This is a genomic window from Pseudoalteromonas sp. DL-6 (genome assembly GCF_004328665.1).
Lineage (GTDB): Bacteria > Pseudomonadota > Gammaproteobacteria > Enterobacterales > Alteromonadaceae > Pseudoalteromonas.
The window spans coordinates 1,033,196-1,057,506 of sequence record NZ_CP019770.1; the positions used below are offsets into that span (position 1 = coordinate 1,033,196).

The 24,311-nt window shown below is 40.6% G+C and carries 20 protein-coding genes and 1 other annotated feature; of the genes, 13 read left to right on the forward strand and 7 right to left on the reverse strand.

All coding sequences use genetic code 11. The features are described from left to right. The first annotated feature begins 42 nt into the window (after nt 1-42). Complete coding sequence (clpB, locus tag B1F84_RS04820) at nt 43-2,619, forward strand: ATP-dependent chaperone ClpB (RefSeq protein ID WP_008114452.1); 2,577 nt, start codon at nt 43-45, stop codon at nt 2,617-2,619. A 57-nt stretch (nt 2,620-2,676) separates the two neighbouring features. On the opposite strand, the gene B1F84_RS04825 is transcribed toward clpB, so the two are convergent. After that, a complete protein-coding gene (locus B1F84_RS04825; RefSeq protein WP_131690738.1) occupies nt 2,677-4,224 on the reverse strand; it encodes a PAS domain-containing methyl-accepting chemotaxis protein in 1,548 nt (515 codons plus the stop codon). 427 nt (nt 4,225-4,651) lie between these two features. Here B1F84_RS04825 and gshA point away from each other — a divergent pair, with 427 nt between their 5' ends. Both gshA and B1F84_RS04835 read left to right on the forward strand, forming a co-directional pair. Continuing rightward, nucleotides 4,652-6,229: a glutamate--cysteine ligase gene (gene gshA / locus B1F84_RS04830; RefSeq protein WP_131690739.1), complete on the forward strand. Its 1,578-nt coding sequence runs from the start codon at nt 4,652-4,654 to the stop codon at nt 6,227-6,229. A gap of 436 nt (nt 6,230-6,665) precedes the next feature. Continuing rightward, nucleotides 6,666-7,274 carry a hypothetical protein gene (locus B1F84_RS04835; RefSeq protein WP_131690740.1) on the forward strand — a complete coding sequence of 203 codons (609 nt, stop codon included), beginning with the start codon at nt 6,666-6,668 and terminating at the stop codon, nt 7,272-7,274. 56 nt (nt 7,275-7,330) lie between these two features. On the opposite strand, the gene B1F84_RS04840 is transcribed toward B1F84_RS04835, so the two are convergent. Both B1F84_RS04840 and ccsA read right to left on the reverse strand, forming a co-directional pair. After that, complete coding sequence (locus B1F84_RS04840) at nt 7,331-8,599, reverse strand: CNNM domain-containing protein (protein ID WP_013464491.1); 1,269 nt, start codon at nt 8,597-8,599, stop codon at nt 7,331-7,333. Nucleotides 8,600-8,660: 61 nt separating this feature from the next. Next, nucleotides 8,661-9,470: a cytochrome c biogenesis protein CcsA gene (ccsA, locus tag B1F84_RS04845; RefSeq protein WP_131690741.1), complete on the reverse strand. Its 810-nt coding sequence runs from the start codon at nt 9,468-9,470 to the stop codon at nt 8,661-8,663. A gap of 223 nt (nt 9,471-9,693) precedes the next feature. Here ccsA and ffh point away from each other — a divergent pair, with 223 nt between their 5' ends. The 7 genes from ffh to tyrA all read left to right on the forward strand — a co-directional run bounded on the left by ffh (nt 9,694) and on the right by tyrA (nt 15,807). Continuing rightward, a complete protein-coding gene (gene ffh / locus B1F84_RS04850; protein ID WP_131690742.1) occupies nt 9,694-11,073 on the forward strand; it encodes a signal recognition particle protein in 1,380 nt (459 codons plus the stop codon). 260 nt (nt 11,074-11,333) lie between these two features. Next, the gene (rpsP, locus tag B1F84_RS04855) at nt 11,334-11,582 is read left to right on the forward strand and encodes a 30S ribosomal protein S16 (protein ID WP_008114468.1); all 249 of its coding nucleotides are present in this window, start codon (nt 11,334-11,336) and stop codon (nt 11,580-11,582) included. A 17-nt stretch (nt 11,583-11,599) separates the two neighbouring features. Further along, entirely contained in the window at nt 11,600-12,136 is a 537-nt protein-coding gene (rimM, locus tag B1F84_RS04860) for a ribosome maturation factor RimM (RefSeq protein WP_008114470.1), read from the forward strand. Then, entirely contained in the window at nt 12,136-12,903 is a 768-nt protein-coding gene (gene trmD / locus B1F84_RS04865; RefSeq protein WP_008114471.1) for a tRNA (guanosine(37)-N1)-methyltransferase TrmD, read from the forward strand. Before rimM ends, trmD begins: the two co-directional genes overlap by 1 nt. 33 nt (nt 12,904-12,936) lie before the next feature. Beyond that, a complete protein-coding gene (gene rplS / locus B1F84_RS04870; RefSeq protein ID WP_008114473.1) occupies nt 12,937-13,296 on the forward strand; it encodes a 50S ribosomal protein L19 in 360 nt (119 codons plus the stop codon). Nucleotides 13,297-13,488: 192 nt separating this feature from the next. After that, nucleotides 13,489-14,358 (forward strand): MYG1 family protein, encoded by an 870-nt coding sequence (locus B1F84_RS04875; RefSeq protein WP_131690743.1) that lies wholly within the window; start codon nt 13,489-13,491, stop codon nt 14,356-14,358. Between the two features lie 315 nt (nt 14,359-14,673). After that, nucleotides 14,674-15,807: a bifunctional chorismate mutase/prephenate dehydrogenase gene (gene tyrA, locus B1F84_RS04880; RefSeq protein ID WP_131690744.1), complete on the forward strand. Its 1,134-nt coding sequence runs from the start codon at nt 14,674-14,676 to the stop codon at nt 15,805-15,807. A gap of 42 nt (nt 15,808-15,849) precedes the next feature. Here tyrA and B1F84_RS04885 read toward each other — a convergent pair whose 3' ends face one another. Then, nucleotides 15,850-17,007, reverse strand: a complete 1,158-nt coding sequence (locus tag B1F84_RS04885; protein ID WP_008114478.1) for a chorismate mutase — start codon at nt 17,005-17,007, stop codon at nt 15,850-15,852. 44 nt (nt 17,008-17,051) lie between these two features. Next, nucleotides 17,052-17,167 (reverse strand) — a sequence feature (Phe leader region). Between the two features lie 196 nt (nt 17,168-17,363). Between B1F84_RS04885 and B1F84_RS04890 the strand changes: the two genes are divergently transcribed. Next, on the forward strand, nt 17,364-20,366 hold the full coding sequence (locus B1F84_RS04890; RefSeq protein ID WP_131690745.1) for an EAL domain-containing protein: 3,003 nt from the start codon (nt 17,364-17,366) through the stop codon (nt 20,364-20,366). A 15-nt stretch (nt 20,367-20,381) separates the two neighbouring features. On the opposite strand, the gene B1F84_RS04895 is transcribed toward B1F84_RS04890, so the two are convergent. Then, nucleotides 20,382-20,711, reverse strand: coding sequence for a translation initiation factor (locus B1F84_RS04895; RefSeq protein WP_008114484.1), 330 nt, complete (start codon nt 20,709-20,711; stop codon nt 20,382-20,384). A gap of 236 nt (nt 20,712-20,947) precedes the next feature. Between B1F84_RS04895 and B1F84_RS04900 the strand changes: the two genes are divergently transcribed. After that, nucleotides 20,948-21,607: a GAF domain-containing protein gene (locus B1F84_RS04900; protein WP_131690746.1), complete on the forward strand. Its 660-nt coding sequence runs from the start codon at nt 20,948-20,950 to the stop codon at nt 21,605-21,607. Nucleotides 21,608-21,685: 78 nt separating this feature from the next. Further along, a complete protein-coding gene (locus B1F84_RS04905) occupies nt 21,686-22,876 on the forward strand; it encodes an amino acid aminotransferase (RefSeq protein ID WP_076918962.1) in 1,191 nt (396 codons plus the stop codon). Between the two features lie 75 nt (nt 22,877-22,951). Here the strand turns inward: B1F84_RS04905 and B1F84_RS04910 are convergent, their stop codons facing one another. Both B1F84_RS04910 and B1F84_RS04915 read right to left on the reverse strand, forming a co-directional pair. Next, complete coding sequence (locus B1F84_RS04910) at nt 22,952-23,704, reverse strand: DUF3379 family protein (protein ID WP_131690747.1); 753 nt, start codon at nt 23,702-23,704, stop codon at nt 22,952-22,954. Then, nucleotides 23,704-24,261 carry a sigma-70 family RNA polymerase sigma factor gene (locus B1F84_RS04915; protein ID WP_131690748.1) on the reverse strand — a complete coding sequence of 186 codons (558 nt, stop codon included), beginning with the start codon at nt 24,259-24,261 and terminating at the stop codon, nt 23,704-23,706. The genes B1F84_RS04910 and B1F84_RS04915 overlap by 1 nt, the downstream gene beginning before the upstream one ends. Nucleotides 24,262-24,311 lie beyond the last annotated feature (50 nt).

A 24,311-nucleotide genomic window follows, 5' to 3' on the forward strand; every position in this document is an offset into this window, starting at 1 on the left:
ACCCATTTATTAAGTAATTCGTTTTTTTATAGGTAAACCCTCATGCGTTTAGATAGATTTACAAGTAAATTTCAGTCTGCGCTTTCAGATGCGCAATCATTAGCGCTAGGTCGCGATCATCAATTTATTGAACCCGTTCACCTTATGTATGCTTTATTAAAGCAAAGCGGCTCAAGTGTGCGTGCTTTGTTTGCACAAATGGGCATTAGCGTTGACGAGCTCAATACCAAACTCTCTCAAGAGATAGAAAAATTATTTAAAGTGGAGGGTGTTGGTGGCGATGTACAATTGTCAAACAACATGGTTTCACTTATTAATTTATGTGATAAGTACGCCCAAAAACGCAAAGATAAATATATCTCAAGCGAACTGTTTGTATTAGTTGCATGCGAGGATAAAGGACCGCTTGGCAGTGTATTTAAAGCACTTAATATCACCGCTAACAAAGTTGAAACTGCTATAGAGGCAATTCGCGGTGGTCAAAAAGTTGATGACCCTAATGCTGAAGAAACTCGTCAAGCACTTGAAAAGTATACTATTGATCTAACTGAGCGGGCAGAGCAAGGTAAGCTTGACCCTGTAATTGGCCGTGATGATGAAATTCGTCGCACCATCCAAGTATTACAACGTCGCACCAAAAATAACCCTGTGTTAATTGGTGAGCCTGGGGTGGGTAAAACCGCAATTGCCGAAGGGCTTGCACAACGTATTATTAATGGTGAAGTTCCAGAGGGCTTAAAAAATAAACGCGTACTCTCACTTGATTTGGGTGCATTAGTTGCGGGCGCCAAATACCGCGGTGAGTTTGAAGAGCGTTTAAAATCAGTACTCAATGAGTTGGCCAAAGAAGAAGGCCAAGTAATTTTGTTTATTGATGAAATTCATACCATTGTTGGTGCTGGCAAAAGTGATGGCGCCATGGATGCGGGTAATATGTTAAAGCCTGCACTAGCACGCGGTGAACTCCATTGTGTAGGGGCTACAACGCTGGATGAATACCGTAAATACATTGAAAAAGATGCTGCGCTTGAGCGTCGTTTTCAAAAAGTATTAATTGAAGAGCCATCGGTTGAAGACACTATTGCTATATTACGTGGCCTAAAAGAGCGCTACGAATTGCACCATTCAGTGGAGATCACCGATCCGGCAATTGTTGCTGCAGCACAGTTATCACATCGCTATATTAGTGATCGCCAATTGCCTGATAAAGCAATTGATTTAATTGATGAAGCGGGCTCATCTATTCGGCTGCAAATTGATTCAAAACCTGAAGCCTTAGATAAGCTAGAGCGTCGTATCATTCAGTTAAAAATTGAAGATAACGCCTTGGCTAAAGAAAAAGACGAGGCCAGTCAAAAGCGCCGTGCTGAAATGGTTGAGCTGATCACTGAGCTTGAAGTGCAATACCGTGAGCTTGATGAAGTATGGAATGCTGAAAAAGCCTCTTTGCAAGGTACGCAAGTCATTAAAGCAGAGCTTGAACAGGCACGACTTGATTTAGAAGTGGCACGCAGAGCAAGCGATTTACAGCGTATGTCAGAGCTGCAATATGGCCGTATTCCCGAGCTTGAGCGTAAGCTTGATTTAGCATCGCAAGCCGAAATGCAAGAAATGAGCTTACTTAAAAACCAAGTGGGCGAAGACGAAATTGCCGAAATTCTATCACGTTGGACCGGCATTCCGGTGGCACGCATGCTTCAAGGTGAACGTGAAAAACTATTGCAAATGGAAGAGCAATTGCACAATAAAGTGATAGGGCAAGATGAAGCGGTGGTTGCTGTGGCCAATGCCATCCGTCGTTCGCGTGCAGGACTTGCTGATCCGAATCGTCCTATTGGCTCATTTTTATTCTTAGGGCCAACAGGGGTGGGTAAAACAGAGTTAACAAAAGCGTTGGCTGGCTATATGTTTGACACCGAAAGTGCCATGGTACGCATTGATATGTCTGAGTTTATGGAAAAACACTCAGTTGCGCGTTTAGTCGGTGCGCCTCCCGGTTATGTAGGTTACGAAGAAGGTGGCTACTTAACGGAAGCTGTTCGTCGGAAGCCGTACTCGGTTATTTTGTTGGATGAAATAGAAAAGGCGCACCCAGATGTGTTTAATATTTTATTACAAGTTCTTGATGATGGACGCTTAACAGATGGACAAGGCCGTACTGTCGACTTTAAAAACAGCGTAATTATTATGACCTCAAACCTTGGCTCAGATATTATCCAAGAGCAAGCGGGCAATAATGACTACGATGAGCTGAAAAATAAAGTGATGGGTGTGCTGCATAACGAGTTTAGGCCTGAATTTATTAACCGTATTGATGAAACAGTAGTGTTCCATCCGTTGGCACATAGTCATATTAAAGAAATTGCTGATATTCAGTTAAGTAAGCTGCGTGAACGATTAACAGAGATGGGTTATTTACTGGAATTGACTGATGCTGCGCTTGAGCGAATTGCAGCCAGTGGCTTTGATCCTGTTTATGGCGCTCGCCCACTTAAGCGTGCTATACAACAGACCATTGAAAACCCATTAGCACAGAAGCTGCTTAATAATGATTTTCAACCCGGTTCTATCATTGTTATTGATGCGAATGCAGAAGGCTTAGTATTTACTAGTCGTTAATTACACAAATAAACAAGCCGCTGTTAACAGCGGCTTGTTTGATTTTAAATCTTATTGTTAAACTTTAAAGGTAAGCAGTAAATCATTTACTTTTCGTGAGCCTTCCACCAATTCAGCAGCACCATGCGCTACGCTATAACTGAGTTGTAAATTGTCATCCCCCAAACCTTTAATTTTTTCAACATTGCTGCCAATATCTCTACTTACCACCTGTTGTTGCTCTGCGGCGGCTGAAATATCGGTAGCAAGTTGTGAAATTTCACTAATTTGAGTAAAGATACTATCCAGCTCTTGTTGTGTTTGCCCTGTGGTGTTAACACAGTCATCGGCTTGTTGTTTTGTGCTCTGCATGATTTTAGACCAGCTAAACAAAGTATCTTGAATCTCTTTAATTGAGCTGTGAATTTGAGCTGTGGCGTTTTGAGTACGTGAAGACAGTGCGCGTACTTCATCAGCGACCACCGCAAAACCTCGACCATGCTCACCAGCTCGGGCAGCTTCAATTGCTGCGTTAAGTGCTAACAAATTGGTTTGTTCTGCAATGCCTTCTATTTCACTCATTACCTGACCAATTTTATCGGCCTCAGAGGCAAGTCCTGTGGCTGTGGTTGCCGCTTGCTCAACTTGTACTGCTAAATCAGATACCATCTTGCTGTTATCGGCAATATGATTTTTTATATCAGAGCAGCTTTGATAGGTGATCCCTACTTTATCTGCGGTATTATTGGTATTATTAGAAATTTCACCAATCGTGGTGCTCATTTGCGACATCGCAGTGGCTATTTGCTCAAGCTGAGTTCCCTGAGAAGAAATTCCTTGCTCGGTTAGCGTCGATTGCTGATCTAAGCCTTGGGCAATAGTATTAAAACTCAAGGTTGAGTCTTTAACACGCCCTAGTACCGTTTTTAACTTGGCGCAAAGCATTTGCTCTCGGTAATCACTAATACTGTGAGGCTGTGAGCCACTAAATACATAACGAGATACTGAATCCGCCTCGATTTTTTGCTGTTTTAGGGTACCAGGTGTCGCTATTAGCTCATCATAATTTAATGCTAAAATGATTATACACACTATCAGGTTAACTGCTGCAATCGCCATAGAACCCCAAATAGCGACACTGGCTAACCAGACTAAAACACCGGCTACGCTCAAGCCCTGTCTGAGTGAGGTGCGCTCACGCCAGCTAAATAGTGACTTATTAGCGTTAATTTTGGCATACAGTTTCTGCGCTCTACGTTTTGCGCGTTGCGAGAGTTTTACACGCACAGACTGATAACCAATCAATTGGCCATGTTCGAAAATAGGTGTTACAAATGCATCGACCCAATAGTAACGGCCGTCTTTACATAAATTCTTTACAGCACCTCGCCACGAATGGCCTTGCTTTAAGGTGTCCCACATTTCTTTAAATGCCGCTTTAGGCATATCAGGGTGGCGAACTATATTGTGGTTTTTATTGATGAGTTCATCCATTTCATAGCCAGCAATACTGCAAAATTCATGATTGGCATAGGTAATAACCCCCCGAAGATCGGTCGTTGAAACCAACTCTTGGTGATCTTCAAAGGTGACCTCTTCATCTATTAAGCTTTGATTACGACGCATAGTAACTCTTTATCATTCTTTATTAGGATGGCTATTGTAATTACTAAAACTAACGTACGTTAGTGATAAGTTTTAAATAGCAGTAGTAAGGCATTTTTTTTGATATTTTTATGATCTTTATCAATTTTAAGGGTAATTGAATTTTTTAATTATGACAAACTTTTAGCAAGGGATTCACTCTTTCGTATTGGGGAAATCATGCGTTGGGGGCAGTAGAGGATTGTGGCAAATAATATGTAAAAGAAATTGTATATTGCTGGTGGCAATGGCAAGATTATCTTTTATAGCGTGAAACAAAGCGTGTTTAAAATTCATAAAAAACTATATCTAATAAATTCATGTAGTTTTTTCTTCATTTAATCTTGAGTAAAGGTAATTAGACCCCATAACCTTATGATTAAGCCACTTGGCTCGAGGAAACTTTTTTTTGGCAACTTATAATTTAAAGAACACGCTCAACGCGTTATCTAATGCAGATAATCAGCATGCTATTAAAGGTATTATGCGCGGTATTGAGAGAGAATCACTAAGAATTAAACCCGATGGTTCTATTTCTAAGCAAGCTCACCCCGAAGGCGTAGGCTGTGCGCTTACCAACGGACATATCACGACTGACTTTTCTGAGTCCTTACTTGAGTTTATTACACCTGTTAGCGAGTCATCAACGCAAACGTTACAACAACTGAAAGATCTACAAAAGTTCACCCTAGAACATATGGACGATGAACTGCTGTGGCCAATTAGTATGCCGTGTTTTATAAATCATCAAGACGATATTGTCTTAGCTCAATTTGGCGATTCTAACGTTGGTAAAATGAAAACCTTATACCGCGAAGGTTTAAAGAACCGTTACGGCAGTATGATGCAAGCGATTGCCGGCGTGCACTTTAATATTTCTTTTCCTGAAACGTTATGGCAGTCACTACACTCATTAAAGCAAAGCAACGCAAAACTTGAAGATTTTATATCTGATGGGTACTTAGCATTAATTCGCAATTTTAAACGCGAGTTGTGGTTAATTAGCTATATGTTTGGCGCGTCACCTGCATTGTGTAGCTCATTCTTGCAAGGGCGTAAAAGCGACTTACCGTTTAAAAAGCTAGGCAAAGGTACTTTATACTTAGAAGTGGGCACTGCGCTACGATTAGGTAATCTAGGCTATACCAACAGTGCTCAGTCATCACTACGTGTAATGTATAACTCATTAGATGAGTATGTTGCAGGGTTGAAAAAGGCCATAAATACGCCTTCAGATATTTATGGCAGTATTGACGACTATACGAGTGCCGAGCCGAAGCAACTAAATAAAAATATTCTACAAATAGAGAACGAGTTTTATTCGCCAATCCGCCCTAAGCGTAATGCTAAAAATGGTGAAACACCCACCGATGCATTACTAAGAGCGGGTATAGAATATATTGAAATTCGTGCATTGGATGTTAACCCATTTAGTGAGGTTGGCATTGATTTAGAGCAAATACACTTTTTAGATGTATTTTTAACCTATTGCTTATTAAAAGACTCAGCGCCTATGAATTGGCAAGAGCAAGCACGTAGCACTGAAAACCTTGATACAGTGGTGAACCAAGGCCGAGAAAAAGGCCTGATGCTTAATTTTAATAATGAGCCGCGCAGTCTTGAGTCATGGGGCGATGAAATATTTAACCAGCTCGTTGACGTTGCGAAGTGGATGGATAAAGCATACGGTGTTGACTATTACTCAAACACTATTAAGCGCATGGCAACATGGGTGCATAATCCGTCATTAACTTATTCAGGGCGTTATGTTGAGCAGTTAAAAGCATCAGGGCTAGATAATGGGCACTACGCACTTTCACTTGCTCAAAAGTACAAACAAAGCCATGAGACAGCCAGTTATACTGAATTCTCAAAGTCGTGGTTAGCGCAACAAGCGGCAGAGTCTTACCAGGCTCAAAAAGCAATTGAGCAAGCCGATAATCAATCATTTACTGCGTTTTTAGATACGTATTTCAGGGTCTGTTGACCTTTGCGGATTACAATTTGTTCAAACTAGGAGCGGTTTAATCGCGGCGCGAGGTTTGTAACCTAGTGGGCTCGATAACTGCTCCTGCGTTATTCTACTGGCTTACATCCATGTAAGAATAAGTAAAAACCGAGCAACAAAGAGTAAATCGCTCCTAGGCAGAACCCGAAGGGCAGCACCTGTTTGGCATTGATGCTGCGTTATCGCCTATTTATGGGGAATAACCACACCACATAGGCTTTGCCTTGCCTAAATACCAAACAAACTGCTGCAAATTCAACCTTGAAAGGTCAACAGACCCAAGTAAGTAGTAGGCGAAAAAAACGCAGCTCATAATAGCTGCGTAAATATTCTTTAGGGATGAAACAATGCTGTACTGCTGCATTCATAGATTCAGACCCACACTTTTTTAAAAAGTTCAGTGAGATCTTAAAAAATGAAAAAAAATATTATTACTTTATCTCTAATGCTTACTTTAGCGGGGTGTGCCACTGCGCCACCTAAGCAACCCGAAGATATTTGTAAAATCTTTGAAGAGAAATCTGACTGGTATTTTGATGCTAAAGACGCGCAAGATAAGTGGGGCTCTCCCAAACACGTATTAATGAGCATGATGTATCAAGAAAGTTCTTTTCGTCATGATGCTGCACCGCCTATGGAATACTTTTTATGGATAATTCCAACCGGCCGCGCAAGTGATGCCTATGGTTATTCTCAAGCTAAAACGCCAACTTGGTCTGATTACATTCGTGAAACAGGTAATAGTGGTGCTGATAGAGATGAATTTGAAGATGCGATCGATTTTATGGCGTGGTTTGTTTATAAAACCCATAAGGTTAATGGTGTTTCTAAATGGGATGCTTACGCACAGTATTTAAATTATCACGAAGGGTGGGGCGGTTATAAGCGAGGCACTTATCGTAAGAAAAAATGGTTAATGAGCGTTGCCAATAAAGTAAAACACCGTGCGAGCCGTTATGGAGCGCAGCTAAGACGCTGTGAAGATGATTTAGACAAAGGTTGGTTAGAGCGTTTATTCTTTTAACTAATCTAAGCCCAGATTAATTAAAAAAGGAGCCATTTGGCTCCTTTTTTATTGGGTTATTTTTTACGTTTATTGGGCTGAATTTTAACTTGTTTAATCATGTTTTCTTTCACTTCAAGTACCTCAACCGGATAACCTGCAATACGAATGCTTAAGTTAGCATCAGGGATGTCTTCTAAGTACTCAACAATGAGGCCACTTAGCGTTTTAGGGCCATCTAATGGGAATTCCCAACCCATTTCTTTATTTAAGTCGCGTACGTTAGCACCACCATCAACAATATAAGAGCCATCATTTTGTGTGGTTACTTCTTCACTCGGTGTACGAGTTTGAGTAGTGGTGAAATCGCCCACAACCTCTTCAAGAATATCTTCTAGAGTAACTAAGCCTTGGATATCGCCATATTCATCAACAACGATGCCAATTCGTTCTTTCGACAACTGAAACTTCAGCAGTTGAGTATTAAGCGACGTTCCCTCAGGAATAAAGTATATCTCGCGTACAGCTCGAAGGAGCGAAGGTTTGTCGAATTGCTCTTTAGTAAGAAGACGTAATGCATCACGAGAGTGAATAAAGCCCACTGCATCATCAATGTTATCGCGGTATAAGAGCACGCGAGTATGTTGAGCATGAGTTAGCTGTTTACTAATTATTTTCCAGTCATCGTTGATATCAATCGCCACAATCTCATTGCGGGGTATCATAATATCTTCAACGGTAACCTGCTCTAAATCTAAAATTGAGGTCAGCATACTTTGGTGGCGTGCCGGGATCAGTGCACCTGATTCATTTAGCACGGTTTTTAATTCTTCTTTACTCATGCTGTGCTCATCTATTTGTGCAGCACTAATGCCAAATAAGCGTAATATGCCGTTGGTCATCCAGTTAACAACTACCACAAATGGGAAGAGTATTTTTAACAAGCCTTTAAGTATCACAGAGCTAGGAAAAGCGACTCGCTCAGGATAGAGAGCGGCCAGTGTTTTTGGCGTTACTTCAGCGAAAATTAGCACAACTAGTGTTAATGCACCCGTTGCTATGGCAATACCTAAATCGCCATATAAGCGAATACCTATTATGGTGGCTACCTGCGCTGCAGCAATATTAACCAGGTTATTACCAATTAGGATCAGACCTATCAACCTATCTGGTCGACTCAGTAATTTACTAACGCGTTTCGCAGCACGATGGTTCTCTTTAGCGAGGTGTCGCAAACGAATACGGTTGATTGACATGATTCCGGTTTCTGACCCGGAGAAGTAAGCAGAAAAAAGCACCAATAAACCTAATATGATAAACAGGGTACTTGTCGATATGTCGTCCAACGATGGATCCTTTTTTTATAAACCAATGCGTATTAAGCTAGAGTGAGCTTTCAGAGTCAAGTTAAAACTTATTTAGGACCACTTCTTGTATAAAACGGCTACCAAAATAAGCAAGTGTGAGTGTAAATGCGGCAATCATTATACTCACTACCACTACTTTTCCTCGCCAACCACGTTTTACATGGCCAACTGCAATCGTAGCAAAAATTGCCCAAGCAACTAGAGATAAGATTGTTTTGTGAATAAACTCTTTGGCAAACATGCCATCTAGAAATACAAATCCGGTAATGAGCGCCACACTTAATAATACGGTACCTAAGTTTAATAACTGGTAAAGTTGGCGTTCTACCACCATAAGTGGCGGTAAATGACTATGAACTATCGCTAAATCTTTTCGCTTTAAGCGTTTATCAATAAAGTAAAACTGTACGCCATACAAAGTGGCAATAATTAAAATACAGTAGGCCAATAACGACATTGATATATGTGCAACCAATGCCAGCTCTACATTTATACTTTGTAATAAAACATCATGATGAGGGATAAATAGGCTAGAAATTGTTAGCAGTGCAGCAAAGCCATAAACAACAGGTAGTAGTAAGGTTGCGGGAAACTTTAAAGAAACAGTGGTAACACACAGCACGATAATCCAGCAAGTCAGTAATGCCACATTAACAATACTTAAATCTTGCCCATCAGCTCTAAATACCGAATTTACTAATAGCAGCATGTGCGCCAAAATAGCGACAGTACTAAGTATTATAGTAACTTTTTGGCTCGGCCCCTGATGATGAAACAATCGCGAAAGCACGTGAGACGTTGCTAACACATAAAATAAACTGGCAATAATAGTTAAACTAATAATCAGCATTTTGCTTTGGCCACTTAATTGAAGTCAGATAATTCGTGTTCGTTATGTAGCCATTGTATTTTATAGCAAAGCAAATGCATAGACCCTGTAAAAAGAAACTCAATAAGCAGCATTTCAGCACTGTATTGTATACCACCATTTACGGTATACTATTTCTAATTGAATTTTAATAACATCGACCTTATTAATAGAGTTGATTTCAACGTCTTTTCGGAACCGTTACATGTTTGAGAACCTCCAAGAACGATTAGGTAAAACCCTAAAAAATATTAGTGGCCGTGGCCGCCTAACTGAAGACAACATTAAAGATACACTTCGTGAAGTGCGAATGGCATTTTTAGAAGCCGATGTGGCGTTGCCTGTTGTTCGCGAGTTTGTAAAACAAGTTAAAGAACGCGCTGTGGGTATTGAAGTTACTAAAAGCTTAAGCCCTGGCCAAGTATTTATAAAAATTGTTCGTGAAGAACTTGAAAAAGCCATGGGTGAAGCTAACGAAGAGCTAAGCCTTAACGCGCAACCGCCAGCTGTTGTGATGATGGCGGGTCTTCAAGGTGCGGGTAAAACCACCAGTGTGGGTAAGCTGGCTAAGTTTTTAAAAGAGCGCAAGAAAAAGTCTGTGCTAGTGGTGAGTGCCGATGTGTATCGTCCAGCGGCAATTAAGCAATTAGAAACCTTAGCAACAGAAGTTGATGTAGAATTTTTCCCAAGTGATATTTCGCAAAAACCAGTGGATATTGCCACTGCTGCAATTTCTCATGCGAAAAAGAAATTTATTGATGTTGTATTAGTCGATACTGCGGGTCGTTTGCATGTTGATAGCGACATGATGGATGAAATTAAAGCCTTACATCATGCAATCAATCCAATCGAAACGCTATTCGTTGTTGATGCAATGACAGGTCAAGATGCGGCAAATACTGCAAAAGCATTTGACGAAGCCTTACCGCTGACCGGTGTGATACTTACTAAAACAGATGGTGATGCCCGAGGTGGTGCTGCGTTATCTATTCGTCATATTACCGGTAAGCCAATTAAGTTTATGGGTGTGGGTGAGCACACTGATGCCCTTGAGCCTTTCCACCCAGACCGTATTGCTTCACGTATTTTAGGCATGGGTGATGTACTTTCATTAATCGAAGAAGTCGAGATGAAAGTAGACAAAGAACAAGCGGCAAAAGTAGCGCAAAAAGTATTTAAAGGTGATGGCTTTACCCTGGATGATTTTGCTGATCAATTAAAGCAAATGAAAAACATGGGTGGCATGATGTCGATGCTTGATAAACTGCCAGGCATGCAAAACATCCCAGATGCGGTAAAAGGCCAAATGGGTGATAAAACCTTTATTCAAATGGAAGCGATTATCAGCTCTATGACCAAAAAAGAGCGTGCACGCCCAGAGATCATTAAAGGCTCACGTAAAAAGCGCATCGCAGCAGGCTCGGGTACGCAAGTACAAGAGATCAATAAGCTACTTAAGCAGTTTACCCAAATGCAAAAAATGATGAAAAAGATGAAAGGTAAAGGTGGCATGCAAAAAATGATGCGTGGCATGAAAGGGATGTTACCGCCGGGAATGATGGGTGGCGGTGGCCCGAAATTTTAATCATTTAACTTTTATTATCTCCGATATCAGATAAAAGTAATCAATAAAGAGGCAAAACGCCTCTTTATTGTTGAATAAACTATGCACAGAATAGCTTGTTCACATGCTTTTTCTTCTTGGATCACGGTTTAATCTACTAAACTGGCTTTTTGCATCACTTCTTACTTGCATTGTTGCTAAAAACTCGTACAATTCACCGGCTCCCCATACTGGGGAGTAAATCTTATTAATGAAAACAGTCAATCTATTTAGAGGACGGTATGGTAACTATTCGTTTGCAACGTGGTGGCGCTAAAAAACGCCCTTTCTATCAAATTGTGGTTGCGGATAGCCGTTTCTCGCGTGACGGTCGCTTCATCGAGAAAGTAGGTTTCTTTAACCCAATCGCTTCAGGTCAAGAAGAAAAACTTCGTTTAGATTTACCACGTGTTGAGCACTGGTTAGGTCAAGGCGCAGGTCTTTCAGATCGTGTAGCTAAATTAGTTAAAGACGCTCGTAAAGCGGCTTAATAGGCGTAAGTGTAACCATGAGTCAAGAGAACACCTCATCAATAATTGTCGTAGGAAAGCTCGGCGCCCCATATGGTATAAAGGGCTGGCTTAAGGTGCATTCATTTACTGATGATCCCCAAGGGATCTTCGATTTCAGCCCGTGGTTGATAGGGCAGCAAGGTAAATGGCAATCCTTAGAAGTGGTCGACTGGCGTCGCCACAACAAAGGCTTTATCGCTAAGTTTGCGCAAGTAAACGACAGAGACCAAGCAATGGCTTATACCAATGTTGAAATTTCTGTGGATTCAGCGCAGCTACCAGAATTACCGCAAGGTGAATTCTATTGGCGAGATCTCATTGGCATGTCGGTTGTAACTGATAAAGGTTATAACTTAGGCATTGTTGATGACCTTATGGAGACAGGCTCAAATGACGTACTGGTTGTGAAAGCAAACAGTAAAGATGCATTTGGCCAAGCAGAACGTTTAATTCCTTTTTTAACTGATTCAGTTATTCAAGAAGTTAAATACGATGCGAAAGAAATTACTGTAGATTGGGATCCAAGCTTTTAATGAGTCAAACAAGTTCGTTGTGGGTAGGGGTTATCAGCCTTTTCCCGGATATGTTTGATGCAATTACAACGCAAGGTGTAACCGGTCGCGCTGTTAAAAATGGTTTAATCGACTTTAACTGCTGGAATCCACGTGACTATGCAACTGATAAGCATAGAACCGTAGATGATCGTCCTTACGGGGGCGGACCAGGCATGTTAATGATGGTTGAACCACTTAAACAAGCCATTCTTGAAGCCAAACAGGCTGCAGGTGATGGTGCAAAAGTAATTTATATGTCGCCACAAGGGCGCAAATTAGATCAGCAAGGGGCAAGCGAACTCGCAAACTCTGAAAAACTGATTTTAATTGCCGGTCGCTATGAAGGTATAGACGAGAGAATAATAGAATCGTACGTTGACGAAGAATGGTCAATTGGTGATTTTATTTTGAGTGGGGGTGAACTACCTGCCATGACATTAATTGACGCAGTAGCGCGATTAGTGCCAGGGGTTTTAGGACACAACCAGTCAGCAGAGCAAGATTCATTTTCGGATGGCTTGCTAGATTGTCCTCACTATACACGGCCAGAAACATTGGACGACAAACAGGTGCCTGCTGTATTACTCAGCGGAAACCACCAAGAGATAGCAAAATGGCGGCTTATGCAGTCATTAGGTAGAACTTGGCTTCGCCGTCCTGACTTGTTGCATAACCTAGCTCTGACTGAGGAGCAAGCGGTATTACTCGCGAAATTTCAGCAAGAGTACCAAAAAGCTTGTGGCTAGAAGACAGTTACACCTAGGAAAGTGAGAAACATAATGGCAAAAGTAAACCAAAATATTATTAAAGCGCTTGAAGAAGAGCAGCTTAAAACAGACGTACCTGCATTCGGCGCTGGTGATACAGTAGTTGTACAGGTAAAAGTAAAAGAAGGTGCTAAAGAGCGTCTACAGGCCTTTGAAGGTGTTGTAATCGCTAAGCGTAATCGTGGTCTTCACTCAGCATTCACAGTTCGTAAAATCTCGAACGGTGAAGGTGTTGAGCGTGTATTCCAAACGCACAGCCCTCTTATTGATAGCGTAACAGTTAAGCGTCGCGGTGCGGTTCGTCGTGCTAAGCTTTACTATCTACGTGAGCGTTCTGGTAAATCTGCACGTATTAGAGAAAAACTTAACTAATACGCGCTGTTTATCAACGCAAAAAAACGGGTTGCAACCTTTGGGTTGCAACCCGTTTTGGTTTTAATGCTATTGCGGTTTTTATATCGCTACATTTAAAAACCAATACACACATTAACCAGCTTGCGTTAAAGTGTGGTTCACTTCAAAGCACAATATCTTCTCACTTCTTGCAAAAAATGATGTACAAAAATGAATGATAAAACGATAGTTACACACAACGGCAATTTTCACGCAGATGATGTTTTTAGTATCGCTGCGCTTAAAATTATTTTCCCTTCTTTTACCCTGATCCGCACACGCGATAATGCGATTATTAATGACGCCGATGTGGTTATTGATGTTGGCGGTCAATATGACCCACAAACTGACCGATTTGATCACCATCAGCGCGGCGGTGCCGGTGCTCGTGAAAATGGGATTCCTTTTTCATCATTTGGCTTGGTGTGGAAAAAGTATGGTTTAGCAATATGTGATGATAACCAAGATGTGGCTAATGCGGTGGATGCAGGGCTTGTATCAACTATTGATGCCATTGATTGTGGTCATGTGGAAGGGGTTGCTACAGGCATTAGCTTAAGTCAAACAATTTCTATGTTTAACCCAACTTGGGAAGAGGAAAGTAATTTTGATACTGCTTTTGATCAAGCAGTCGAGTTTGCACACACTTTGCTGATTCGTTTTGTGGCCTCAGCGCGTGGTGGTTTAAATGCTAAAAAGATTGTTGCTCAAGCAATTAAACAAGCTGACGATCCTCGATTAATCGTATTGGAGCGTTATACGCCGTGGAAAAAAACCGTACATAGTTTATCTGAAGAGGCATTATTTGTTGTTTACCCATCTCATTCTGGCAAGTGGATAGTGCAAACGGTACCTGCAGAGTTAGGCTCTTTTGAAGACAGAAAGTCGTTACCTGCACCGTGGGCAGGATTATCGGATGATGAATTTCAAGCGGTAACTGGTATAGATGACGCTATGTTTTGTCACAATGGCTTATTTATCGCCGGTGCAGAATCATTCGACAGTGTTATGTCGCTTGCGGCTATGGCATTAGAATACTAATAGTTCTCCTTAACCGCTCGCCGGTTACTTAATAAAAGTGGCTTTTGCCACTTTTTAAGATCCTCTACTTAACCTGAACCTACGTAAATTCAATGTAGTTAGCGCTGAAATAGCTGCTTGAGATAGATTTATTATCTAGCGTTTAGGTTACTTACTACCGTTTCCACCTTGGTTTTAGTTGAACAACTGATAGTGATCTTTTCAATAATTTGCCTTTTAACCCCTAACGTATCCTGTTAGTATTTATCGTATTGATTAGTTTACTTTTTTGTAAGTTTTAATTTACGATTTTGCTTTTTTGGATGGAATGAGAACGTGGCAGAGATAAGTGATTTAGCGCAGCTAAGAACAGGTATAGATGAATGCGATGCGCAACTGGTTGCCTTACTTGCAAAACGCAATGGTATTACCCAACAAATAGGCGCAATAAAACAACAAACTGGCGCGCCATTACATGCACCCGATCGAGAAGCTGATTTATTAGCTGCACGACGCCAAGAGGCTATTAATCAAGGTGTAAATCCTGATTTAGTCGAAGACATTCTCAGACGCATGATGCGTGAAGCTTATCAAAATCAACAAGCCAAATTAGCCTGTGTCGACCCACAATTATCGCCAATTGTTATTGTTGGTGGTGAAGGGGCAATGGGTCAGTTATTTGCAAAACAATTTCAGCGTTCGGGTTACGAAGTCAAAATTTTAGATAAAGCGCAGCAATTGCAGGCAGCGGATATTCTAAAAGGTGCAAAACTGGTGATGATCAGTGTACCAATAAATGCTCTTGAAACCGTTGTTAACGAACTTCCAAAGCTTGATGATGATTGTTTGCTGGTTGATATTACATCAGTTAAACAAGCACCATTAGCTGTGCTTAAAAAAGTACATAGTGGGCCAGTTGTTGGTTTACATCCCATGTTTGGACCTGATATTTCCCATTGGGTGAAACAAACCGTGGTGGTGTGCGAAGGGCGTAATCATGAAGTGGCGCAAGGGTTACTAAAGCAACTACAAATATGGGGTTGTCAGTTGGTTGAACTTGATGCCAAAAAGCATGACGAAGCAATGCAAATTATTCAGGTTATGCGCCATTTAACTACCTTTGTGTACGGTCAGTTTTTAGCAAAACAGGGGCACACACTCGCCGAGTTAAGAAGTTGTTCATCACCTATTTATCAATTAGAGCTGATGATGGTTGGCCGTTTATTTGCGCAATCGCCAGAGCTGTACACTGATATTATGTTAGCGCAATTTGATAATGTAGAAAGTTTATTAGCGCAGTATCAGTCGCTGTTTTCAGAGACGCTCGAAAAGCTAAAAGCAGGGGATAAGCCCGCCTTAATTGATGCTTTTGCTGATGCAAAGTCTTATTTTTCAGATTCAACGGCGCACTTTTTAACCCAAAGCCGCAGTTTATTAAATAAAGCGAATGACGCGAAAGTACTCGATTAAAATTACTGAAAACAAAAAAGGGCCGATAGGCCCTTTTTTTAGTTAGCTTTCTACGCTAACAGCTTGCAAAGACTCGCTTTGGTAGCAACCGAGAACGCGCACGTATTGAGTGTGCTGTTTTAGCTCTTCTAATGCATGCTTAACTTGGTTATCGATTAAGTTAGCCTCCAAGTCTACATAAAATACTTCTTCCCATGGGTTACCAGGCGTAGGTCGAGATTCTAGTTTCACTAAATTAATATTATGCTGTTTAAAAATCATTAACGCATCGGCAAGTGAACCAGCTTGTTGCTTGGTTGACATAATTAAGCTGGTTTTAGTCGGAATTTGTGTCGATACTTGCAGTGGTTTGCGGGCAACGACAATGAAGCGACTGTGATTTTCTTTTTGGTTGGCAAGATTCGCCTTAATCACTTCAAGACCTACATTTTTCCCTGCTTGCGCTGAGCCAATTGCGGCACTATTTGGCGTTTCCATAGCAGACTTGAGTGCGCTTGAGGTTGAGTCACAGGTTTCATGCTGAAGTTCACCAAGCCCTTGTAAAAAGCGGCTACATTGGGCAAAGGGTTGTGGGTGCGCAAATACCTTGGTTAATTGGCTTAGCTCAGTGCCTGGGGTTGCTAATAAGCAATGATCAACGCTATGAGTAACTTCACCGACAATAGAGACTTGTGCATGCTGCAGTAAATCAAATACTTCATTAATACTACCCGAACTCGTATTTTCAATAGGCAGTAAGCCAAAGTCGGCTTGACCTTTTTCTACTTTTCCGGTGATTTCCTCAAATGAGGTGCAACCAATTTCAACTAATTTACCCGGGCGACGGCTAAAATATTTATGACACGCAAGCTGACTATACGAGCCTTGACCGCCTAAATACGTTACGCGATGAGTTTCGCTCAGTGCATCGGGATTTAAATTCTTTTGCAGCATGGCTTGTTGATGCAACACAGAGTCTTCTAATATCGTTTGGAAAACATTGTTAACGTAGTAAGCGTCAAGTCCTAACGATTTGCCATAGCCTATGAGTTTTTCGAGTAAAGCCAGTTCACGGGCTTCATCACGAATGGGTTTATTATTTGCTATTTTATATTCAACGACGCCATGACTAATACGGCGTCGTTTTGCTAGCAAGACAAGTAAATCGTTGTCGATTTCATTTATGTCGTGCCTGAGAGTATCGAGTACATCGTTGCTCATTTGGTTTTCCTCATTCCAAAACATGTCACTGATTATGCAGTGAAAACAAAAAAGCCTCCCGGTTGGGAGGCTTTACTATTCGGTTGATTTTATCTCACAAACAGGGAAGCCTCTTCTACATAAAGAAGCTAAAAAAAGAAAAAAAGGTGTGTGAGTAATTTATATTCATACCCTTAATGTATGAAGTGTAACCCCCAATGTCAACAAGCACTTACAGGAAATCGGCTTTTTACCCGATATATAGACAAAACACGTTGTTTTTAGAAAACTTCATAAATAATTTATAATTCTGATTTAAGTTCTGGTATATTTCTATTACTTGCAAAAATAATAATTATAAATAAGGTTGGCTTTTTGTGTATCGACGCCCTCCATCTCGATTTGGCATAAACTCACTCAGTGTAAAGTTATCATTGTTGATCTCTGGCATCTGTTTAGTGGCAGGCATTTGCGCGGCTGCATTAATGCTCAAGTCAGAAGAAAAACAGCTTGTCTTTGAAGAGCATGAGGTATTAAAGCAATCAAATGAATTATTAATAAAACAATTTAACAACTTGATAGCGACCAAAGTTAAAATAGCAGAGCAAGCTAATATTGTTGTTAGCGAGCAGTTATTTGAAGGGCAGCTGTCATTTAAAAATAATAATACACCCACAATGCAGCTGACCAATGATGGCTCAGTGCGCAGTGCATCAGCAGATGGCCTATCTGCCGCGTTTATCCCTCAAACTGCATATTCTCCCTTTTATAAACAGCTAATTGCTGACTCAGAATCGCTTTGGAAAGTTATTTCTCCGACGTTAATCCAAGACTTTTATAATTTTTATCTTATAACTAAAGATAACTTTATTCGTGTTGCACCACCTAATTGGGCGCTTAATGTGCCCGGCAATTACACATTCAACCAAAGTGAGAGCTTTAATTATGCCAAATCGTTAACTAACCCACAGCGTGATCCGCTTTGGTCGCGGGTTTACTACGATAATGTATGGAATAAATGGGTAGTGAGTTTAATTGTTCCTATTTATAAAGATGATGAATTTTTAGGTGTCACGGGGAGTGATATTTCACTCGATTCCTTAGTATCGCAATTACCCGTGGGTGGAAAAGAAAAGCACCTTGTCGTATTTGATGAGCAAGGGCAATTATTAGCGCACCCAAATTTAGGCTCTGATAGTTATACAAAATACGGTGAGGCAGGTAAAAAGCTACTACCAGAAGATTTTATTTCCCCTGAACTAAAGCGCGTTATTGATAACGCAGGGCAAATTCAATTGCCAGAATATGCCGATTCGTTTTCATTAAATGATGAAGATTACATTATCAACATTCATAAGGTGGCAGGTGTAAACTGGTATGTAGGTGTTTATAAAAAGCGCTCTTCAACGTTATCGGCACTTAAAGATTTAAAGCTTAAGTTTTTTGGCTTATTTATTCTGTATGCCATTTTAGTTGCTTTATTATTACACCAAGCACTCTACCAATTAGTATTAAGACGCTTACATTCATTGGTTTATGCAGTTACTAATTTTGGTAAAGGCCAGTTAGAAATTGATTTTCCAAAAGAAAATAAAGATGAAATTGGTACGCTTAATGGTTCATTCAAAGATATGACCATTGAAATTCGTAAACTCATTGATGGCTTAAATCAGCGTATAATAGAAAAAGAAATCGCAGAAAAAGCAGCAAACCGTTTGTCTAAAGCGGTTGCGTTCTCGGGGACGGGGGTGGTGATCACCGATGAAAATTTTGTCATTGAATATGTGAATCCAAAAATGTTGGAGATGACAGACTTTGCCGAAAATGACTTCTTGCGCCAGCCATTACTGACAATTATTGCTAATGAAATGACCATGTTGGTTGAAGATATTGATCTTGATTTACGCAACCGTAATTATTGGCGAGGAGATACGCTTATTGAAGCGCAAAATAAGCCGCCATTATGGGTATCGCTAAGTGTGTCACCAATTCGAGAAGACGGTGGTAAAATCACCAGTTACGTGGCATCAGCGCAAGATATTTCGTTTGTGAAAGAAAGCCAACGAAAAATGGAACAGCTCGCTTACTTCGACACATTAACCGGACTTGCTAATCGTACATTCTTTAGGATGCAACTTAGAAAATCCATGGCGCTTGCTGAAAGAGGGCGTTACTCGTTTGCTTTATTTTATTTTGACCTTGATGAATTTAAACGTATTAATGACACTTTAGGCCATGATGCGGGCGATCAGCTATTGGTTGAAGTGGCAACACGCTTAAAACAGCGTTTACGTGCGGAAGATACCATAGCCCGTTTAGGGGGGGATGAGTTTGCTGTTCTACTTAGCGGTATTGAGCACCAAGAAGAAGCATCTGAAGTCGCTGATACAATACAAAAAACGTTAAATCAGCCAATAAAACTTGGCAGCAATGAAGTGATTGTTAGTGCAAGTATTGGTATTACCTTAGCGCCATTTGATAGCCTAGAAGAAGATCAGTTATTAAAGCATGCCGATTTAGCTATGTATGAAGCAAAAGCCAAAGGGCGTAATACTTTCCACTTTTATAGCCAAGATCTTAATGCGGCAGCTAATGAACGATTATTCCTTGAAAATGAGTTGCGCCATGCGATTAAAGAAAAGCAACTCACGCTGCATTACCAGCCACAGGTTGATTGTCGCGATAACAGCGTGGTGGGATATGAAGCATTGCTTCGTTGGTTCCATCCTACACAAGGGTTTATTCCTCCGACTAAGTTTATTCCCATAGCCGAGGCAACCGGTTTAATTGTGGAGCTTGGTCAATGGGTGCTACAACAAGCCTGTGAGTTTACTAAGCGACTAGAGCAACAAGATAGAGCAAGTAATATGTCGATTAACCTGTCAGCAAGACAGTTTAAAGACGCAAGCTTAGTACCTATGCTGAAAAAGATAATTATAGAGACACAAATTAACGCAAAAAGTCTGCATCTTGAACTAACCGAGAGCATGCTGATGGGTAACGTTGAGGCGGCTATTGAACAGTTGCATCAACTTAAAAAATTGGGTATCTCAATTTCTATTGACGATTTTGGTACGGGTTACTCTTCGCTGAGTTACCTCAAGCGTTTCCCCGTCGATATTCTTAAAATTGATCGCTCGTTTGTCAAAGATATCCCTGAGGATGACAACGACATGGAGATCACTGCGGCCATTATCGCTATGGCACAAAAGCTGAAGCTTGATGTGGTTGCTGAAGGGGTTGAAACAATCGAGCAAGTTGAGTTTTTACAAAACAATAATTGTTTTATTGTGCAAGGGTATTATTTTAGCAAGCCAGTGGCTGAAGATGATATCCCCGCATTATTTGATCAACTAGCTGCGCTAAAAATTATTGAATAAGTAAAAAGTTGCGGGTTAACCACCCGCAATTTTTACTTTAAATTTTAACCCTTCTAAAATAGCTTTTAGTTTGTCGCGGTCATCACCTTGTACTTCGATAACCCCTTCTTTTACTGCGCCGCCTTGGCCCATCTTACTTTTTATTGTTTTAGCTAACTTTTTCAAATCATGCTGTTGTGGATCAAGACCAACAACCAGCATTACACCTTTGCCTTTTCGGCCTTTGGTTTGACGCTCTATGCGAATAGAGCCATCTTTAAATAGTTTTACATCCAGTTCTTTTTCTGGCTTTGGCTGGTCAATTCGCCCCGTTGCTGTTGAATACACTAAGTGACTATCACTCATAATTAACCTACTTAAGATTGAATATAATAATGCGGTAAATAATAACAAATTTACGACGCAAAGACGTAATTTTTACGCCTCGATTCATTTTTATAAAGTTATAAGCTTAACAATATTGACCTCATTAGGCTTATTAAAAATGCGCTTAAGTATTTTTTAAAAACCGTTTTAAATTGGCTAGCACTATAAAAATATCCATGCTACTATTTCGGCATTATAGATGTATGGACGTCCAAATGCTTAATTCTTACTTAGAGCACGCTCAGCTTAATATTGAGCAACAGTTAATTCACGCTGAGCTAGAAAAGCTCGATCAATATCTAAATAATAATGCTGCACCAGCGGTGCGTTTGGAGTATCAAATTCCTGAGCTAGGTGAAGGAGGGGCATGTAGCTTATTTGGTTACCTACAAGATGAGCCATTTAAACTAAGCGATTATGTTAGTCAAAGTGCGCAAACAACTGAAAAGCTGGCGCAACTTCAGTTAATTGTTGACTACGTTATTGAAAATACGCAGCTTGATTGGTACGGCATTTATCAAAACACCGTCACCAATGAAGGTGAGCAGCTATTAAAGCTGGCTTATTTTGGTGCCCCGAGTCGTCCTTTGTTTCCGCTTACCGATGAATTTGCAATGGGCAGTAATAACGTTCAAGTAGCGCTTAGCGGTAAAGGACGCGTCATTAATAATGTTGAGCAATATATAGCAGCAGGCGGTGAGTATTATACCTGCGATCCGAAGGTAAAAGCAGAAGCCTGTTTACCGTTATTTAATGCACAACAGCAGTGTGTAGGTATTGTTGATGGTGAAGCCTTCAATACTGATTTTTTTGATAAAGCGACGCTGGCGTTATTAATTGCGTGTTGCATTAAAATTCCTCACTTTTTAGTGTAAATAACACTAGTCAACCTAGTGAGTTTTTATGTTAAGCTTAGCGCAACAGCTAACCCCTAAATAACGAAGAGATAGTCAATGTTCTCAGTATTAAAACCATTACCAACAGACCCTATTCTTGGCCTTATGGCGGCCTATAAGCAAGATACTAACCCAAATAAGATTGACTTAGGGGTTGGTGTATATAAAGACGAGCAGGGGAATACCCCGGTATTAAAGTCAGTAAAAAAAGCAGAAGCATTTCGTTTAGAAAATGAAATGAGCAAATCTTACATTGGTCTTGCTGGTAATTTAGATTACTGTCAACAAATGGAAAATCTTCTACTAGGTGAACACCCAGCATTATTAGCTAATCGCGTACGCACAGCACAAGCTCCTGGCGGTACTGGTGCACTTCGTGTTGCTGCAGAATTCATTGTACGTTGTAATCCAGGCGCCACTGTATGGGTAACGAATCCAACGTGGGCAAACCACATTAGCTTATTTGAAGCTGCAGGCTTAACGGTAAAAGAATACCCATATTACGATTACGAAAACAAAGATCTATTGTTTGATGAAATGGTTGAAACCTTAACGCAGGTGCCTAAAGGCGATGTAGTGCTGCTACATGCATGTTGTCATAACCCAAGTGGTATGGATTTAAACGAAACACAATGGAACACCATTGCAGAACTTGCAAAAGATGTGGGCTTTACACCATTAATTGATATTGCATATCAAGGTTTCGGTTCTTCTTTAGAAGAAGATGCAAATGGCCTGCGTATTTTAGCCAATGCGGTTGAAGAGTTAATTATTTGTTCTTCATGCTCTAAAAACTTTGGTTTATACCGTGAGCGTATTGGTGCTTGTTCAATTATTGCCAAAGACAGCGCAACAGCTGATATTTCAAATTCAGTATTACTGAGTGTGGTACGTAGCATTTATTCTATGCCGCCAGCGCACGGTGCAGATATTGTAAACACTATTTTAAGCAGCACAGAGCTAACGCAGTTATGGCACAGTGAGCTTGATGAAATGCGTAACCGCATTAATGGCTTACGTAGTTTAATTAAAGACAGTTTGGCAGCGAAAGATATTGCGCAAGACTTCTCGTTTATTGACCGCCAACACGGTATGTTCTCTTTCTTAGGTATTAATAAAGAGCAAATTGAGCGCCTACAAAAAGAATACGGTATTTACATTGTCGGCTCTAGCCGTGTAAACGTAGCTGGTATTAGCCAAGCAAACATCGATTACTTTGCTAACGCCGTTGCTGATGTATGTAAGTAACCAATAATAAGCCTTAGCTTATTAGCAATAAAAAACCGCACACTCGTTGCGGTTTTTTATTGTTTACAAAACAGCTTAAAGCCAGCGAATAGCGCCTGCAATCCGTTCATTGTACATATCGACCGGTGAGCCAAGGCTTGCAATTAGCACGGTATCAGCTTGTTTGCCCCGACTTATATGGCCAGCATATCGAGAGTCACTAAAATCACCCGAACCTATTTCAAATACTTTATTTTCGCTAGGGACAATAAACACGGTCATAGGTCCAAAGTCAGATTCAAACACTAAATGAATGCCTTTTTCACCTTGAAAATCACAAAAATTAACGTAAGTTACTTTGCCTGGTAAATCAGTAAGTTGACCGCCAAGTAAAGCGAGCTTTTCGTTGATAGTTTGGATGCTAATTGGTTGAGTTTTATTTAACACGTAAACTTCATGATAAACATGGGCTAGCGCATGCTCACCAGCCGCATGATTAATATTTTGCTCTGCGCTAAACATAAACGCACTGACTGCAACTACAAACGAAGCAGCTAATGCCAAATGCACGCGGTCAAACTTAAACCAAGAACGTGCACTAATCACGTTACCTTTTTGCTCAAGTTCATCTGTTCTGGCTTTTTCTTTTAACGAAGTGTTTAAGATAATCCGTTCGGCAAGATTCTCAGGTACAGTAATATCAAGCGCGTCGTCGAGCTGTTTACCGAATGCTTTGCTTTCATTTAAAAACTGTTGCCTGTCGGCACTGCTGTTCGCAAATTCCTGTAGTTCTTTGTCTAGCTCGTTTGGCTGCGCAATTGTGCGGCGACGAAACTCAAGTTCATCCATTATTTTGATGCTCCTTTAAGTTGATCATCATCACGGCTTAATGCCTCTTTAAGTTGATTTTTTGCTCGAAATAAACGCGTCATAACCGTATTTTTATTTAAGTTAAGTATGTCTGCAATTTCATCTCCAGTGCAGCCCATAACCACCTGTAGCAACAGCGGCTCTTTGTACTCATCAGCCAATAATGAAATTTGCCGCTGGATAACAGTTTGCTCCATTGCAGCATCTAAACTATGGCTGGTTTGATCCACCAATGTGTCGTTATCTACATCACTGTAATCAAATTGCTTACGCTCAAAGCGTCTGGCATTCTCACGCCTTAAAATGGTCAGCAACCATGGCTTTGCTGCTTTTTGATCGAGTAACGAATCAAGCGAGCGCCATGCACGCAAAAAGGTTTCTTGCACTAAGTCATCAGCAATAGTCGGATCGTTACATAACCAGTAAGCAAAGCGATAGAGTTCCTTATGATAAACATGAACCAAGGCTTCATAGCGTTGTTGTTTTTCAGCCATATTAATTAAGACCCGATCATTCGATTTTTTATTTCCAAACATAAGCACTTTTTAATTAAAATTATTATAGGCCAAAAAAGTAACTAAGATTC